The organism is Mycobacterium sp. NS-7484 (assembly GCF_001953975.1).
Taxonomy (GTDB): domain Bacteria; phylum Actinomycetota; class Actinomycetes; order Mycobacteriales; family Mycobacteriaceae; genus Mycobacterium.
Map to the genome: position 1 here is coordinate 65,541 of NZ_MBEJ01000106.1, position 15,255 is coordinate 80,795.

A 15,255-nucleotide genomic window follows, 5' to 3' on the forward strand; every position below is an offset into this window, starting at 1 on the left:
GATGCTCTTCGCGCAAGCGGCTCATCGGATTTCGATGCTCTTCGCGCAAGCGGCTCATCGACAGGCCCCATCACGCGCAGCAGCGTCGCCCGCGTCGGCGCGGCGACCGCGATCAGCGCGGTGTGCGGGTACGCCGTGCTGTACCTGGCCGCGCGGGACTTGGAGCCGGCCGGCTTCTCGATCTTCAGCGTGTTCTGGGGCGCCTTCGGGCTGGTGACCGGCGCCGCCAACGGTCTGTTGCAAGAGGCCACCCGTGAGGTGCGCGGGGCCCGCCACCGGGATCTCAGCGGCGAGCCCACCACTCACCCGATGCGGATCGCCGCACTCGTCGGCGTCGTCGCCGCCGTGGTGATCGCGGCCAGCTCGCTGCTGTGGAGTTCGCACGTGTTCGCCGAATCGCGGGTGTTGAGCGTGGCGCTGCTCAGCGTCGGGCTGGCCGGGTTCTGCCTGCACGCCACACTGCTCGGCATGCTCGCCGGGGTGAACCGGTGGACCGAGTACGGGGCCCTGATGGTCACCGACGCCGGGATCCGGGTGGCGGTCGCGGCGGCCACTTTCGTGTTGGGCTGGGGACTGGCCGGGTTTCTGTGGGCCACCGTCGCCGGAGCCGTGGCCTGGCTGATCATGCTGATCGCGGCACCGGCCGCGCGGCTCGCGGCCGGCCTGCTCACCGCCGGCAGCCCCGGCACCTTCCTGCGCGGGGCCGGGCATTCCATCGCCGCCGCCGGCGCCAGCGCGATCCTGGTGATGGGATTCCCGGTGCTGCTCAAGGCCACCTCGGGCGAACTCGGCGCCACCGGCGGCGTGGTGATCCTGGCCGTCACGCTGACCCGCGCCCCACTGCTGGTCCCATTGACCGCGATGCAAGGCAACCTCATCGCCCACTTCGTCGACCAGCGTGACAAACGGCTGCGCGCGCTGGTGGCGCCCGCCGCCGTGGTGGCCGCGCTCGGCGCCATCGGGATCGTGGCGGCCGGACTGCTCGGCCCGTGGTTGCTGCGCGTCGGGTTCGGCGACGATTACCAGGCCGGCGGTGCGCTGCTGGCCTGGCTGACCGGGGCTGCCGTGGCCATCGCGATGCTGACGCTGACCGGCGCCGCCACCGTCGCGGCCGCTTTGCACCGCGCGTATGCGACGGGCTGGATCATCGCGACCGTGGCCGCGGTGGCGCTGCTGCTGTTGCCGGTGGGGCTGGAGGAACGGACCATCATCGCGCTGCTGTGCGGACCGCTGGTGGGAATCGTGGTTCACCTGGGCGCGCTGGCGCGGAGGGCTGCTGGGTGATCGCGGAGCGGCTCCGGCCGCGACATGGGACCGCAGTGTAGTTTGGTGCCCATCGACATGCGCTTTCACGACGTTTGGGTCATCATTCCCGCCTTCAACGAGGCGAGCATCATCGGCGACGTCATCACCGACGTGCGCTCGGTTTTCCCTAACGTCGTCTGTGTCGACGACGGCAGTCGTGACGACACCGCCCGCCTGGCGCTACGCGCCGGCGCACACGTCGTCCCGCATCCGGTGAATCTGGGCCAGGGCGCTGCCATCCAGACCGGTATCGAATATGCGCGGAGCCGTCCCGGGGCCCGGGTGTTCGCCACCTTCGACGCCGACGGACAGCACCAGGTCAAAGACGTGGTGCGGATGATCGACCGTCTCGACGCCGAGGGCGCGAACCTCGTGGTGGGCACCCGCTTCGCCGACCGCGACGCCCACGCCGTGACGCACACGCCACTGGTGAAGCGGATCATCCTGCGTACCGCCGCCTTCCTCAGCCCGCGCAGTCGTGCGCTCGGGCTCACCGACGCGCACAACGGTCTGCGGGTGTTCGACAAGGTGGTCGCCGACGAGCTCGATCTGACCATGAACGGGATGAGCCACGCCGGGGAGTTCATCGCGGTGGCATACGAAAAGCGTTGGCGCGTTGTCGAGGAGCCCGTCGAGATCCTCTACACCGACTACTCGAAATCCAAAGGCCAGCCGTTGCTCAACGGCGTGAACATCGTCTTCGACGGGTTGTTGCGCAGGAGGCTGTCCCGATGAACTGGATTCAGGCGCTGCTGATCATCGCAGTGCTGGTGCTGTTGGCGTACCTGCTGGGGTCACGGCGCAGCGCCCGGTCCAAGGCGTGGGTGAAGGTCGGCTTCGTACTGTTCGTCGCGACGGGCATCTATGCGATCCTGCGTCCCGACGACACCACTGTGGTGGCCAATTGGCTTGGCGTGGACCGGGGTACGGACCTGATGGAGTACATGCTCATCATCGCGTTCGTGTTCGTCACGATATCGACCTACCTGCGCATCAAAGATCTCGAGTTGCGCTACGCCCGGCTGGCCCGAGCGGTGGCACTGCAGAACGTCCGGGTGCCGGCCGCCTCAGAAGATGAATGACGAGCCATCCGGCACTACTGACGACCCGGCGTCGCTGAACGCGCTGCTGGCTGTTGCGGCCGCCCGCCAAAACGCAGGCGATCTGCGCGGGGCACTGCGCAATGCCATCGAGGTTCACGAAGCCCGACGCACCACCCTCGGCAACGATCATCCGGACACGCTCGCGGTGGCGTGGCTCGTCGTCAGTTGGCGATACGAGCTCGGCGAAGCGGGGGCCGTTGAAGCCATCCGTGACCTGCTCCCGACAATGAGGCGCGTCCTCGGTCCCGAGCACCGCGATACCTTGTGGGCGCAGCACACCCTGGCCGCAATCGACGATAGCGCAACAGATCCGGCCGATCGCCTGCTGCGATGGGTTCACCTGTGCGGTGCCGACACTCGCGCCTTCGGCGCACGCCACCCGCTGACGCTCGCCGCAGCATACGGGGCGGCGTTGGCCCGTCGCGATCTCGGCGATCCGTACGGTGCGAGTATGGAGGCGTTGGTAGTGCACCAGCACCGAGTCCGCCTCCTCGGTGAGCTCCATCCCGAAACGTTGGCGGCGCGACTGGCGCAAGTGAGCTGGCACGGTGAGGCGATGGGGGTTACCGCGAAGACCCTCACCGACCTCGACGACCTGATCCCGGTGCTGGAGAAAGTGCTCGGTCACGACGATCCCACCACGTTGACGGCCCGGTACACCCGAGCACTGTGGACCCCGGAATCAGCTGACAACACGATGGAGCGTATTTCGGAATGGGAGGTTCTCGCAGAGGATCTCGCCCGTGGACGAGGCGATGCAGATCCATTGACCCTGTCGGCTCTGGACAAGCGGGCCGCAGCACGCACGGAGTGGCAAGACCGGCTGGAGGCGACCCGCGATATCGCCTACAGCCTGGAGTTCCAAGAGCAGAGCGACGACCCACACTGCCCCGACGCCGAAGCCGAGAGCAGGGCGGCTGATGCCGCAGACGAGGAAGAGTCCGAGCAAGCGCATTTCTTCGAATGCGTTCTGACCGCGAAAAAAGCGTTGTCTCAGTGCGCCCGGAGCGCAGGTAACGATGCACACCAGACGTTGCTGTGGCGCTACTACCTCGCATGGTGCCTGTGGGCCGGACACGAATTCGGTTCGGCCGGTCAGCGGGCCCGACGGCTGGTCAAAGACAGCACGACCATCGTCGGCGAAGACCATCCGTTGACCGAGGCGGCGCGGAACTTGTTGTCTTTCAGCGATACCCAGGCATGGACGGGACTCTCACCGTTCTGGGACGGTAGCGACGCCGCCGAACTGACCGGAAGTTAGCGACTGAGCAAACTGCGCCAACATCGCGATCCGGGCGTCCTCGAGTTCCGGCATCGGCAGCACGCGGCGCACCATGGCGGCGCCGTCGAACGTGTTGAGCACGACGGTCAGCAGGACGGCGAAAACATCCTCGGGGATCTGGTCCATGCCGGGCCCGTGCTTGGCGGTTTCGTAGATGTTGTGGATGTACTCGGTAAGCACCGCCTGCAGTGGGCCGCGCAGCTTTTCATCGGTACGCGCCGCCATCAACAGTTCGTGCCACACGGTGTTGGTTTCACTGCCCGCGATGTCGCGCAGGATCGCCAGCACCGCCGGAAGCGCCGGCTGATCGGCAGAGATATTCGCACCCAGCTTGCTGCCCAACTCCAGTTGCCGGCGCGCCACCTCCCGCGCGGTGGCCGCCATGAAGTCGCTCATCGTCGGGAAATGCCGGAACAGCGCGCCGTCGGAAACCTTGGCCCGCTTGGCGATCACCGCCGCTGAAGCCTTGGCGTAGCCGACCTCGATGATGGTGTCGATGCCGGCGTCGATCAGGCGCGCCATGGTCTCCTCGCGGCGCTGCTGCTGGGTTCTGGCCATCTCAGACCGCAGCGTGGTCCAGGTGCTCGGCACCAGCCCGCAGGTAACGTCCCGACTTCACCGACTCGCCGTAACCGTCACGGAATTCACCGTTGCGGAACACCACGGCGCCGTTGACGGCGGTGGCGACGACGGCGTCGTCGTTGCGGTTCACCATGCGGCTCAGGCCGCCGTAGAAGGGGACCGTTTCCTCGTGATAGGCGTCGACATCGCCATTGAGGCCGGCCGGATCGACCACCACGAAATCGGCCCGGTCCCCTTCGCGCAAGGTGCCCGCCGGGACCCCGAACCAGTCGGCCACCTCGGCGGTCAGCCGGTGTACGGCGTGCTCAGTGGTCAGGAACGGACGTCCGGCCAACTGCGCGTCACGAACCCGCTTGAGCAACCGCAGCGGGTAGTTGTAGAACGCCATGTTGCGCAGGTGCGCACCGGCATCCGAGAAGCCCATGTGCACCGACGGATCCTTGGCCAGCTTGTCCAGGTACTTGGGCCGGTCGTTCGCCACGATCGTCGTCCAGCGCACGTTGCGTTCACCGTTGTCGACCAACACGTCGAGGAAGGCGTCGAGTGGGTGGATTCCCCGCTCATCGGCGATCTGCCCGAAGCTCTTGCCGATCAAGGTTTCATCCGGGCATTCGACGATGGTGGCGTCGTGGAAGTCGCGGTGCCACAACGTCGGACCGAGCTTGCGCCGATCGAACGACCTGCGGAACCGGCGACGATACTCCGGGTCGGCGAGCAGCGTGTTGCGCTCGAGTTGATCCTTGAGGTGCAGCGCGGCCGTGCCGGCCCCGAACTCCTCGAAGACCGGCAGATCGATTCCGTCGGAATACAATTCGAACGGCACCGGCAGGTGCTGGAACCGCACCTTGGCGCCGAGGATCCGGTTGAGTAGCCGGGTGCCCGGCCCGATGACATGCACCGCGCCTGGTGAGGACTTGGCGTCGGCGGAGACCAGCAGGCTCATCTTGACGCCGCGGCGGCGGCCGAACAGGCCGCTGCTCTCCAGGAAGAAGTTCAGCGCCTCTTGAGCTTTGGCCACATTCGGCGCGCTCTGCAACATCCGGCCACGCTTGCGCAGCACCTTGATCAGACGCCGGCGTTCCCGCCAGGTGGCGAATGTGGATGGGAGCGCACGGGACCGGAACCGATCACCGTCGAGCTTGTCGATCGCGGCATCCATTCCCGACATGCCGAGCATGCCCGCTTCCAGCGCCTCGTCGAGTTTGGCCGCCATGGTTTCCAATTCGGCATCGGTGGGGATGACGCCGCGGGTGGTGGCCCGGTCCAGACCGAGAACCGAGGCACGCAGATCCGAATGTCCCAGCAGCGACGCGATATTCGGGCCCAGCGGCAAATCGTCGATGGCTTTCACGTATTCGGCCGGGCCGGTCCAGGTCTTGCGCTTCTGCAGCGCGCCGAGCACGAACTCGCGTGGGACCGCCTCGACGCGGCTGAACAGGTCGGCAGCGTCCTCGGTGTCGGCGTACACCGTCGAGAGCGAGCACATGCCCAACAGCACCGTCGTCACGCCGTGCCGCACCGATTCCCGCAGGCCCGGGTCGAGCAACACCTCGGCGTCGTAATGGGTGTGCACGTCGATGAAGCCGGGCAGCACCCACTTGCCGCCGGCGTCGATCACATCGGGACATCCCGTCTCATCCAGCGCGGTGGCCGACACCGCGGCCACCACCCCGTCGCGGATTCCGAGCGTGCGGACCTGCGGACGGGCGCCGGTGCCGTCGAACCACAGGCCGTTGCGAACGATGACGTCGTAAGACATGACGCAACGCTAGAGCAGAAAGTGAGTACTCACAATCTTTTAGCGGGAATTGGTCTGGAAGAACTCCACCGTCTTCGGGATGCCCGCGGCCAGATCCACCTGCGGCCGCCAGCCCAGCACGTCGCGGGCCCGGGTCACATCGAGGCACGACCGGCGCAGGTCACCGAGCCGCGGCGGGTGCATCTCCGGGTCGTCGGGGACGCCGACGGCCAGGGTGATCGCGGTGTGCATCTCGCGCGTCGACGTCTCCACCCCGGTGCCGACGTTGAACCGCTGACCGCCGCCGGCGGTGCCCGACGCCTTGACGAAGGCGTCCACGACGTCGTCGACGTACACGTAGTCGCGGGTGTCGGTGCCGTCGCCGAAGATCTTCGTCGGCCGCCCGGCCAGCAGGGCTTGGGCGAAGATCGCCACCACGCCGGCCTCGCCGTGCGGATCTTGGCGCGGGCCGTAGACGTTGGCCGGGGCGATGTGCGAACAATCCAGGTTGTAGAGGTTGCGGAACATGTTGAAGTACACCTCGCCGGCGACCTTGCTCGCCGCATACGGGGAGGACGGGTTCGTCGGGGTGTCTTCGCCGGTCGGATACGACGGCGGTGTGCCATAGACCGAGCCACCCGAGGACGTGTGCACCACCTTGCGCACCCCGGACTGCCGCGCCGCCTCCGCCAACCGCACGACACCCACCACGTTCACCGTCGAGTCCAGCTGCGGGTCATCCACCGAGCGCTTCACCGAGATCTGGGCGGCCAGGTGAAAGATCACCTCGGGCTGGGTGTCCTTGAACAGGCTCAGCAGGTCCGCGTCGACGATGTCGGCCTTGACGAACTCGAAGGCTTTGTTGTTCTCGGCGCTGCTGAGGTTCTCTGCCCGCCCCGAGCTCAGGTCGTCGAGGCCGACAACGCTGTGCCCGTCTGCCAGCAGCCGATCGACCAGCGTCGATCCGATGAAACCTGCCGCTCCTGTCACCAGTGTTCGCACCGGATCACCATACCGACGGCAACTATGGCCTCGCTGTGTCCGTACAGTCGGCAAGAGTGAACAAGGTCGCCCGTGCTGCCGCCGCGCTGATCGCGCTGCATCTGGTGGTCCGGGCCGTGGTGGCTTTCGGCGGCTACTTCTACTGGGACGATCTGATCCTGATCGGCCGCGCCGGCACCCAGAATCTGCTATCCCCGTCCTTCTTGTTCGACGATCACGACGGCCACGTCATGCCCGCCGCGTTCCTGGTGTCCGGCGCGATCACCCGGGTGGCGCCGTTCTCGTGGGTGCTGGCCGCGGTGAGCCTGGTGGTGATGCAGCTGCTGGCCTCACTGGCGCTGCTGCGGGCGCTGTGGGTGATCCTGGGTTGGCGGCCGGTGCTGCTCGTGCCGCTGACCTTTGCCTTGTTCACCCCGCTGGCGGTGCCCGGGTTTGCCTGGTGGGCGGCGGCTCTGAACTCCCTGCCGATGCTGGCCGCGCTGGCCTGGGTCTGTGGTGAGGCCGTGCTGCTGGTGCGCACCGGAGCGTCTCGGCACGCAGTTGTTGGTGTGCTCGTTTTTCTGGGCGGACTGTTGTTCTTCGAGAAGGCCGCGGTGATCCCGTTCGTCGCGTTCGCGGTGGTGGCGTTGCTCGGGTATGTGACGGGGACGTTCTCGGTGGCCGAGGTGTGGCGCCGCGGGTTGCAGTTGTGGGTCTCGTGCCTGGCAGTTTTGGTGGCCTGGATCGGGGTATATCTCGTCGTCGTCGATCAGAAGCGGTGGAGCTTCGACGTGGCGATGACGTGGGACCTGTTGAGCCGCTCCTTTACCCACGGCATCGTGCCTGGGCTTGTCGGCGGGCCCTGGTCCTGGCAGCGCTGGGCACCCGCTTCCCCCTGGGCCACGCCGCCGGTGTCGGTGATGGTGTTGGGCTGGGCGGTGCTCGTTGTTTCGGTGGCCGTGGTGTTGGTGCGCAAGACCCGCATCTGGCCGGTGCTGGTGGTGGCCCTGGGATATGCCGTGGCCTGCCAGATTCCGATCTATCTCATGCGCTCCTCCCGGTTCACCGCGCTGGAGTTGGCGCAGACACTGCGCTACCTGCCGGATCTGGTGGTGGTGCTGGCGTTGTTGGCGGCAGTGGGGTTCTGTGCGCCCAACCGGAGTTCGTTGTTTTCCGCGTCGTTGGGCCGGACTGTCGTACTGGTGTCCGTGGCAGTACTTTTCGTGGCCAGCAGCCTGTACTCGACGTGGACATTCTCGAAGGTGTGGCGCGACAGCCCGGTGCCTTCTTATCTGAACAACGCCCGGGCCTCGCTGGCGTCGACCTCACCGGCCGCACCGCTGCTCGACCAAGAAGTCGATCCCTTGATCCTGCAACGCGTGGCCTATCCCGAGAATCTGGCCAGCCACATGTTCGCGCTGGCATCGCCTCGGCCTGAGTTCGCCTCTGCAACAACCGATCTGCGGATGTTCGACCGGACCGGGACATTGGTCGACGCGAAGGTGACGTGGGTGCGCACCATTGTCGAGGGCCCCGCGCCGCAATGCGGTTTCCTGGTGCAACCGGATGAACCCGTCGTCATGGCGCTGGACGGGCCACTGCTGCCGGCCGATTGGACCGCCGAGATCAACTACCTGGCCAACAGCGACGGCTCCCTAACCATGGCCTTGGCCGAAGGTCCCGACGTGAAAGTGCCGGTGCGGCCCGGGCTCAACCGGGTGTTCGTGCGGCTGCCGGGGGCTGGGCAATCGATCTCTGTGGGCGCCAACACCGCCGCGCTGTCGGTGTGCATCTCTCCTGGGCCGGTGGGATTCCTGGCGCCTCGGTAGTCGTCCAGTCGCTAAGGGCAATTGATGACATCATCACGGCAGGGAGGTGGCCAGGGTGGCACGACGTGCAGCGGTCGCGATTCTCGTGTGTCTGGCTTTCGTTGTGGCGGCCTGCAATCCGAGCCGCGATGATGCGCAGCCGTCCGGCGTTGTCACGGCACCTCCCACCGAGGTCCGACACGACTTGGAGCCCTTGACGAAACGGTTCCCTGCGATCGGCAATCCTGTCGACGCGACCTGGATGAGCGGGACCCTCGGCGCGCAGTCAGACAATCGGGCGACGGCGCCCGGGCCCTCGGTCTACTGGATCGAAGCTGTCATCAAACTTCGCCCGACCACCGCAGACGCACTCCGACAGAAATTCGCACCCACGTCGACGGGCGAGGTTCCTGACCTCAACGAGGGCCTGCGGGCTCACGTGCCCGCCGGACCATTTCTCACCAGCATCGCGATGGATACCGCGCTGAGCACCGACGACTGGCGATCGACCGCATACCTCGACAGCGGTTCGGACACGCTCGTGCTGCGATCTGTCGACGATTGACCGGTGTTGAGAACCGCCATGATTCGGATACTCGCCATCGCGTTATTGATCGCCGGCTTCCTCAGCGGCTGCGGGGTTTTCGGTGACGCGTCGAACCGCGAGGGCGATCGCTTCGCGCGGCCCGACCATCCGAAGCACTCCCCTTCCGGGCAGTATTCGGTGTCGGTCGCTTCCGGGCCGTCACAAAACCGTGTCGACACCTGGGTCGTCGCGATCAAGGACACGGCAACCGGTGCTGAGGTCTTCCATGACACCACCGCGTACAGCACCCGCCACGGCGTCGGCATCACCTGGCTATCGTCCAGCGACCAGTTGTGGTTGCTGTCGAGTGATATCGGCACCGCCCATGTTGACCGGCAATCCGATGGGACGTGGGTCAAGACCTACATCTCTCCAGACACGGTGGGCGACATCCCCGACGAGATCCGCGCGCTGGGTGGCTGATCGTGGGCCCACCCGATTCCTGACACCGTGGTGTGCCACGTGCTGAGATACTGACGGTTAACTGTCGGAATCGTGTCGAGGGGGACGTGTCCGTGAGCGCGCTGGATGGCTTCTATTCGACGTGGAACAAAGCGCGAGAAACCTTCGGTGTCGGCGTTCCTACCGACGGCTCTCAGCATGACGGCAGCTCGCAGCTGCTGAAGCTGAAGGGAATGGTCGAGTCGGCTGCACCTGATGATCGCTGGCAGGGCACCGCATCACAGGCGTATGCCGCCGCCAATAAGAAGCACTCCGAGGTGTACCAAAAGCTCGCCGATCTCGACCAAAAGATGGCTACCGAAGTCACCAACGCCGCCAATGTCGTCGCCAACGGTCGCAACAAACTCGATGCCACAAAGTCCTGGGTCGACAGCGCGGTCAACTCGCTGCCCAGTTCACTCAGCGCCCAAGCCCGCGAGAAAAGTTTGATCCCCATTGCGAACGAAGGCGTCAAACAGGTCAACACCGCTGTCAACACAGCCCACGGCGACATGCTCAAGATCGGCTTCCGCGTCACCGTACTCAAGAACGCGTTCGATGAGCTCCAAGATCAGCAGTTTGGACCGGGCAGTGAAAAGAAGGAGGACACTCAAGCTCTTGGCCGCGAGGAGGCACATGCCCTGAGCCCCGAGGAACAGGCTGAGCGGGATGTCGAAGCAACCCTGAATGGAACTGGAATCGAAGGCGGCCAAGCCGAACGAGTGGACAAAGTTCTCAGCTCGATTAAGCCAGGGGAGGACTTGACGCCCACCCAAGACGCTTACCTCACGAAGATGCATGATCACCAAAAGGGGATGAGCGTGAGCGAACTAAAACAAGCAGAGCAGCGATTGGGCGAACATAAGAATGTTATCGCTGATTCGTGGCAGTTAATGAGCAACGATGACGTGCGCTATTCCGGAGGAGCGGGAGAGCCCCCTAAGGGCGCAGCCTCCGAACTGCCCGACAGCGTTCAACACGCCCTACGCCATGCCGATTCTGCCACCGCCAGCGAAAGCGACCGTAATCCCGAACTAGCTCACGGCGACTCTCTTAGAGCAATCGCCGACATCGTTAAGGATGGAAACCCAAGTTTCCAAACCGGAACGGAACTGGACCGACAGATTATAGTCGCGACCGATAAACTTATGGACAAAGCAGGCACGATGTACACGCCGCATGATCTCGTCTCGACTACACAGTCGTTATTCGAGGCAGTCGATGATGACCATCAAATCATCAACGACCATCTGGTGGGCAGAAATGGAATGGATCCGAACGACTTTTTGAAAGATATCAATACAACGAACTGGGAAGATAATGGTAAGTCGGCGCGTTACCTTTTCCAGTGGACGAACGAGTCCCATATCGGCGCGGAGTCATCGATAGCCGCCTCGACAGCGGAGATATACTCAACTTACATCGGTAGCCATAGCGAGCTCATGGATATACATGGGAAGACCTTGGGCCAACTCAATCCAGAGTTGGTGCAGGGCTACGCTCACGGATTATCACCATATGTGAGCGAACTCGCAGGTTTGTCGGACCAGATAAAGGGTGATCAATTCAGATTCCCCGATGCCGATAACCGAGAGCTGCCTACGGCAAAGGGCGTATTTTCCGTTCTTGCAACTGACAGTGCCGCCTATACCGAGTTCGATGGCGCGGTGAAGGAGAAACTATTGACGTTGAGTCACAGCTGGGCGAGCGAAGCACGGAACGGACAGGCCTCAGAATTCGATAACCGCATGGTAGATTGCGCAACGCTACAGGCCCTCGAGTCCGTGGGCAGCACCGAAGCCGTAAATCGGCTCCACCTCAATGCCGAGGAACTGTATAATCAGAATAAAGCATCATACGAAATAGCCGTAAAGGCAATCAGCGGAGGCGGAGGCTTAGTACCCGGCATAGGGCCGGCTCTTGCACCGTCGCTGGACATCTTCGGCACAGCCATGGAGGAAACCATTATCGGGAGTCAGCCGTCTGACGGCTACGCTCCGGCGACCGTAAAACCCATGTTCTCTGACGACCCCGCCCGATTTGCACTCAATGCACTTCTCGCCACTGGAACGCCGCCGACCGGCGTTCCCTCCGAATGGCTAGTCGACGTACCAGTTGATCCAGACCACCCGGACGGTCCCACGGTCAAGCAGATTGCGCCATCGGAAGATATCATCAAGAACTACGAAGAGGCTCACAGCACAATCAGCCGAGACCTGAACAGGCACCTGGAGGAGATCGTCGGCGGATCCCGCAATAGCCCCACCGGGCCGATGATTACTCAATACACCGGCATTACGGGTAACCCGGTACCGAAATGATGCAGATGCCGAGACGATTACTCAGCATCGCCCTGATTGGGGCCACGCTCTGCGGATGTTCCGCGGGAGAGCCGAACGGCAACGCACAGGAACCTTGGTCGGGAATATTTGCCGATGTCCGCAGCCAGTGGAGCGCTAACCCTGGAGTCGATCTTCTCAACGGAATTTCTGTGCCAGTAAGGGCTTATTTTGAATCACGATTTTTAGTTCAATATTCCGGAAGCATGGAGTTCGCGTATTCCGGCTTCATTCGCGCTGTACCCCCTAATACACCCACTGAAAATGACGACGCCGGCACGAGTAATCGTCGCCCGAATATAGAGCACGCTACCGGATCGCAGCCGATGTTCGGGAACGTTCGGTTCCGCATCCTTTCGATCGATGCGACCGGACCCAACAGCGCCGATGTAACTGTGTGTCGGTACATTTATTCATTGGCGGAACGCGAAGGAGACGGGCTATTCACAAGCATCGTGAGCGCGGGGCCGAACGTAGATACTCGAGGCATTCTGGCGATGCGTATTACGCTGCACGAATATGATGATGATGCTTCATCGCCTGGCGCACAAAGCGGGCCAAACGCCGGTCCTAAAAATGATGTTTTTGGACCCTGGCAGATCAAACGGTTCCTTTCCGCTTCAAATGCGAGCGCAGATGAACCAGAGTGGCCGAGAATGAAGGCCGATATAGGCACATGCATCGACCATGCCCCCGATCCGCCAGCCCGACGCGCATTCCTCATAAACGACGCGAACAGTCGTTCCGACTTTCCAACCCGAGCTCCGGATCCCGGTTGGCCGACGGACTAATGGCGCTCAACGGTCATATGAATGATCCATACCGCGGGCGGGCAATCAGATAGCTGAGCGACAGTGCGATGGAGAAGGCTCTAAGCAACATCGACTGAACTGACGATCGCTGACCTTCGTCGACAAGTTGCTCGGATATCTTGTGACGCAGTCGGTCGACAGTTGATTCAGCCGTAATGCCAAGCTGACAGGCATGACTGACGTACGTGAACAAGGTCTCCGAGTCCTTCAAGAGATGGTGCCGCACCTGTCGGCAGATGTGGTCGAGCCGAATGGCAGCTTCGGTGACGAGCTGATGGGCATCGGTGTCGACAATGTCTTCGGCCGGCTGTGGAGCCGGGAGGGCCTGAGCCGCCGTGACCGCAGCCTGGTCACCATGGGCATCCTCATCGCGCTGCGGGCCACCGACGAATTCGAGTCCCACGTCAAGATCGGCCTGCGAAACGGCCTGACCGAGGACGAGATCGCCGAGGTCATCTACCACGCCAGCGGCTACGCGGGATTCCCTGCTGCGAACACCGCCCGCAATGTGGCGCGTGAAGCGCTGAGAAAGGCTTAGGCGAGACTGGCACCGCTTCACGGTCCGAGCAGCGCCAGCGGAATCACCGCCACGCCATCTGGACGCCGGTACGCGAACTGTCCGGTGTTCACCACGATCCGTTCCACCAGCCGATCGCCGATCTGGCCCTTGAGCCAGTTGAGATGGCGTACGTCCTTGTCGTCGACGCCTGCCGCCAACTTGACTTCGATCGCGATCACTCTCATCCCGGGGCCTTCGACGATCAGATCGATCTCGTGGTCGCCGTTCTGAGTGCGAAGGTGACCCACCGTCGCCTCGGCAGCTTCGGCATATACCCGAACCGACTGAGCAACAAGGGATTCGAACAACGCTCCGAGCCACATGCCGGCCGGACCCGGCGCTGTGGTGCCGCCGAGCAGTGCATCGACGTCAACGCCGAACAATGCTGCCGCAAGTGCTGGGTCCACAAGGTGATGTTTGGGGGTCTTCGTCAGCCGCTTGAGCGGCGTAAAGGACGGTATCCATGGACTGATCGGGTCAAGGATGAACAGCCGTTGCAGATGTTCACGGTATTGCGCGACGGTTTGCCTGGCAGGCTTGTCAGACTCGCCCGGCGTCGCGGAGCCGAGGATTACGCTGTATGCCGCATCCGTCGACGTCGCCGCCCCGTACGCGGCGAGCCAGGCCCGCAGCGCAGCTGGCTGCCGCACCGCCATCCCGTTCTCGGGGAGCTGGCGCTCGACGATTCGGCTCAAGTATCCGTTGAGCTGTGCACGCCGGACGCGCAGAGGTAGATCCCGAATCCCCGGGAAACCGGAGCGGACGACTTCTTCGGCGTAGTCGGGCAAGGCGACGTCGGTCTGTCCTTCAATGCGCGACTCGCTGCCGCCCAGAAGCGCACGCAGTGACACCGTCGGACTGGTCAGCCCGCGCTCGGCGAGGGACATCGGCCGCATGATCACACTGAGGATGCGACCAGCGCCGGAATGGAGCCTCGCGCCTGCGGCTACCTGCGCCGATCCGGTCAACAGAAACCGTCCGCCCTCCGCCGACTGATCGACACCACGGCGGACTCGGTCCCATATCGGTGGGAGTAACTGCCATTCGTCGATGAGAACCGGCGGAGTCAGCCGATCGACCAGCCCGAGGTCAGCCGCGAGTGCCGATCGCTGCGCACCGTCGTCCAGACTCAACGTGGAAGTGGCGCGCTGGGCCGCGGTCGCCGTCTTGCCCACTCCTTTGGCGCCCTGGAGAGCGATGGCGGCAGTGTACGGGAACAGGTCATCAAGTACCTGGTCAACGACCCTCTGTAGATATGCCACGCCGCGAATCTAACAAATTACAGGCTTTCTATATAACAGATCGCAGCATTTCTATCTAACAGATCGCATACGTCGACGTAGCTACCTGGTACTCAAAGATTGCAACTGTCGGCAGATGTGGTCGAGCCGAACGGCAGCTTCGACGACGAGCTGATGAGTATCGGTGTCGACAATATCTTCGGCCGGCTGTGGAGCCGGGAAGGCCCGCGCCTACGCGGAATTCCCTAAGAGTAGAAGGCGCGGCTGCCACGCCCCAACAGCCAGACCTTCGCGTTGACTTTGAGCTGACGCCGCAGTTGTGCGAGTAGCGGTGTGCGTGGATTCAAAGTCAACGGGTCGGTCGACAACAAGGTGGAGCCACCCAGGGGAATCGAACCCCTGACCTATTCATTACTGGTCAACCGATAACGGCTCTACCGGCGAACTATCCCCGGTCCTGCCCTTCCCGGCATGTCTG

Annotated in this window: 14 protein-coding genes; 10 read left to right on the forward strand and 4 right to left on the reverse strand. The window is 63.6% G+C overall.

Going from position 1 to position 15,255, the window contains the following annotated elements; genetic code table 11:
• Positions 1–69 precede the first annotated feature (69 nt).
• Genes A5733_RS19935 through A5733_RS19950 form a run of 4 tightly spaced genes read left to right on the forward strand, consistent with a single transcriptional unit; the run spans position 70 to position 3,669 of the window.
• Positions 70–1,284 carry a hypothetical protein gene (locus A5733_RS19935; protein ID WP_076241393.1) on the forward strand — a complete coding sequence of 405 codons (1,215 nt, stop codon included), beginning with the start codon at positions 70–72 and terminating at the stop codon, positions 1,282–1,284.
• A gap of 57 nt (positions 1,285–1,341) precedes the next feature.
• Positions 1,342–2,040: a glycosyltransferase family 2 protein gene (locus A5733_RS19940; RefSeq protein WP_076241377.1), complete on the forward strand. Its 699-nt coding sequence runs from the start codon at positions 1,342–1,344 to the stop codon at positions 2,038–2,040.
• The gene (locus A5733_RS19945; RefSeq protein ID WP_067766079.1) at positions 2,037–2,387 is read left to right on the forward strand and encodes a DUF2304 domain-containing protein; all 351 of its coding nucleotides are present in this window, start codon (positions 2,037–2,039) and stop codon (positions 2,385–2,387) included. Before A5733_RS19940 ends, A5733_RS19945 begins: the two co-directional genes overlap by 4 nt.
• On the forward strand, positions 2,380–3,669 hold the full coding sequence (locus A5733_RS19950) for a tetratricopeptide repeat protein (protein WP_076241378.1): 1,290 nt from the start codon (positions 2,380–2,382) through the stop codon (positions 3,667–3,669). Before A5733_RS19945 ends, A5733_RS19950 begins: the two co-directional genes overlap by 8 nt.
• Here the strand turns inward: A5733_RS19950 and A5733_RS19955 are convergent.
• Genes A5733_RS19955 through A5733_RS19965 form a run of 3 tightly spaced genes read right to left on the reverse strand, consistent with a single transcriptional unit; the run spans position 3,622 to position 7,012 of the window.
• Positions 3,622–4,248, reverse strand: a complete 627-nt coding sequence (locus tag A5733_RS19955) for a TetR/AcrR family transcriptional regulator (protein ID WP_067766109.1) — start codon at positions 4,246–4,248, stop codon at positions 3,622–3,624. The genes A5733_RS19950 and A5733_RS19955 overlap by 48 nt on opposite strands.
• A gap of 1 nt (position 4,249) precedes the next feature.
• A complete protein-coding gene (locus A5733_RS19960; RefSeq protein ID WP_076241379.1) occupies positions 4,250–6,031 on the reverse strand; it encodes an amidohydrolase family protein in 1,782 nt (593 codons plus the stop codon).
• Positions 6,032–6,070: 39 nt separating this feature from the next.
• On the reverse strand, positions 6,071–7,012 hold the full coding sequence (locus A5733_RS19965; RefSeq protein WP_076241380.1) for a GDP-mannose 4,6-dehydratase: 942 nt from the start codon (positions 7,010–7,012) through the stop codon (positions 6,071–6,073).
• Positions 7,013–7,068: 56 nt separating this feature from the next.
• Between A5733_RS19965 and A5733_RS19970 the strand changes: the two genes are divergently transcribed.
• The 6 genes from A5733_RS19970 to A5733_RS19995 all read left to right on the forward strand — a co-directional run bounded on the left by A5733_RS19970 (position 7,069) and on the right by A5733_RS19995 (position 13,515).
• Entirely contained in the window at positions 7,069–8,820 is a 1,752-nt protein-coding gene (locus tag A5733_RS19970) for a hypothetical protein (RefSeq protein WP_076241381.1), read from the forward strand.
• Positions 8,821–8,875: 55 nt separating this feature from the next.
• Positions 8,876–9,364, forward strand: coding sequence for a hypothetical protein (locus A5733_RS19975; RefSeq protein WP_076241394.1), 489 nt, complete (start codon positions 8,876–8,878; stop codon positions 9,362–9,364).
• Positions 9,365–9,367: 3 nt separating this feature from the next.
• A complete protein-coding gene (locus A5733_RS19980; RefSeq protein ID WP_233152739.1) occupies positions 9,368–9,808 on the forward strand; it encodes a hypothetical protein in 441 nt (146 codons plus the stop codon).
• 92 nt (positions 9,809–9,900) lie between these two features.
• Complete coding sequence (locus A5733_RS27760) at positions 9,901–12,147, forward strand: EspA/EspE family type VII secretion system effector (protein ID WP_142254101.1); 2,247 nt, start codon at positions 9,901–9,903, stop codon at positions 12,145–12,147.
• Entirely contained in the window at positions 12,144–12,956 is an 813-nt protein-coding gene (locus A5733_RS27210; protein ID WP_142254102.1) for a hypothetical protein, read from the forward strand. Before A5733_RS27760 ends, A5733_RS27210 begins: the two co-directional genes overlap by 4 nt.
• A gap of 193 nt (positions 12,957–13,149) precedes the next feature.
• Positions 13,150–13,515, forward strand: a complete 366-nt coding sequence (locus A5733_RS19995; RefSeq protein WP_067769282.1) for a carboxymuconolactone decarboxylase family protein — start codon at positions 13,150–13,152, stop codon at positions 13,513–13,515.
• 17 nt (positions 13,516–13,532) lie between these two features.
• On the opposite strand, the gene A5733_RS20000 is transcribed toward A5733_RS19995, so the two are convergent.
• The gene (locus A5733_RS20000; RefSeq protein ID WP_076241383.1) at positions 13,533–14,798 is read right to left on the reverse strand and encodes an ATP-binding protein; all 1,266 of its coding nucleotides are present in this window, start codon (positions 14,796–14,798) and stop codon (positions 13,533–13,535) included.
• Between the last annotated feature and the right edge of the window lie 457 nt (positions 14,799–15,255).

Bases quoted from the DNA above. Each gene is read 5' to 3' on its own strand.
- A5733_RS27210 (WP_142254102.1), top strand. From the start codon at position 12,144: ATGATGCAGATGCCGAGACGATTACTCAGCATCGCCCTGATTGGGGCC.
- A5733_RS19950 (WP_076241378.1), top strand. From the start codon at position 2,380: ATGAATGACGAGCCATCCGGCACTACTGACGACCCGGCGTCGCTGAAC.
- A5733_RS19945 (WP_067766079.1), top strand. From the start codon at position 2,037: ATGAACTGGATTCAGGCGCTGCTGATCATCGCAGTGCTGGTGCTGTTG.
- A5733_RS19960 (WP_076241379.1), bottom strand. From the start codon at position 6,031: ATGTCTTACGACGTCATCGTTCGCAACGGCCTGTGGTTCGACGGCACC.
- A5733_RS19955 (WP_067766109.1), bottom strand. From the start codon at position 4,248: ATGGCCAGAACCCAGCAGCAGCGCCGCGAGGAGACCATGGCGCGCCTG.
- A5733_RS19940 (WP_076241377.1), top strand. From the start codon at position 1,342: ATGCGCTTTCACGACGTTTGGGTCATCATTCCCGCCTTCAACGAGGCG.
- A5733_RS19995 (WP_067769282.1), top strand. From the start codon at position 13,150: ATGACTGACGTACGTGAACAAGGTCTCCGAGTCCTTCAAGAGATGGTG.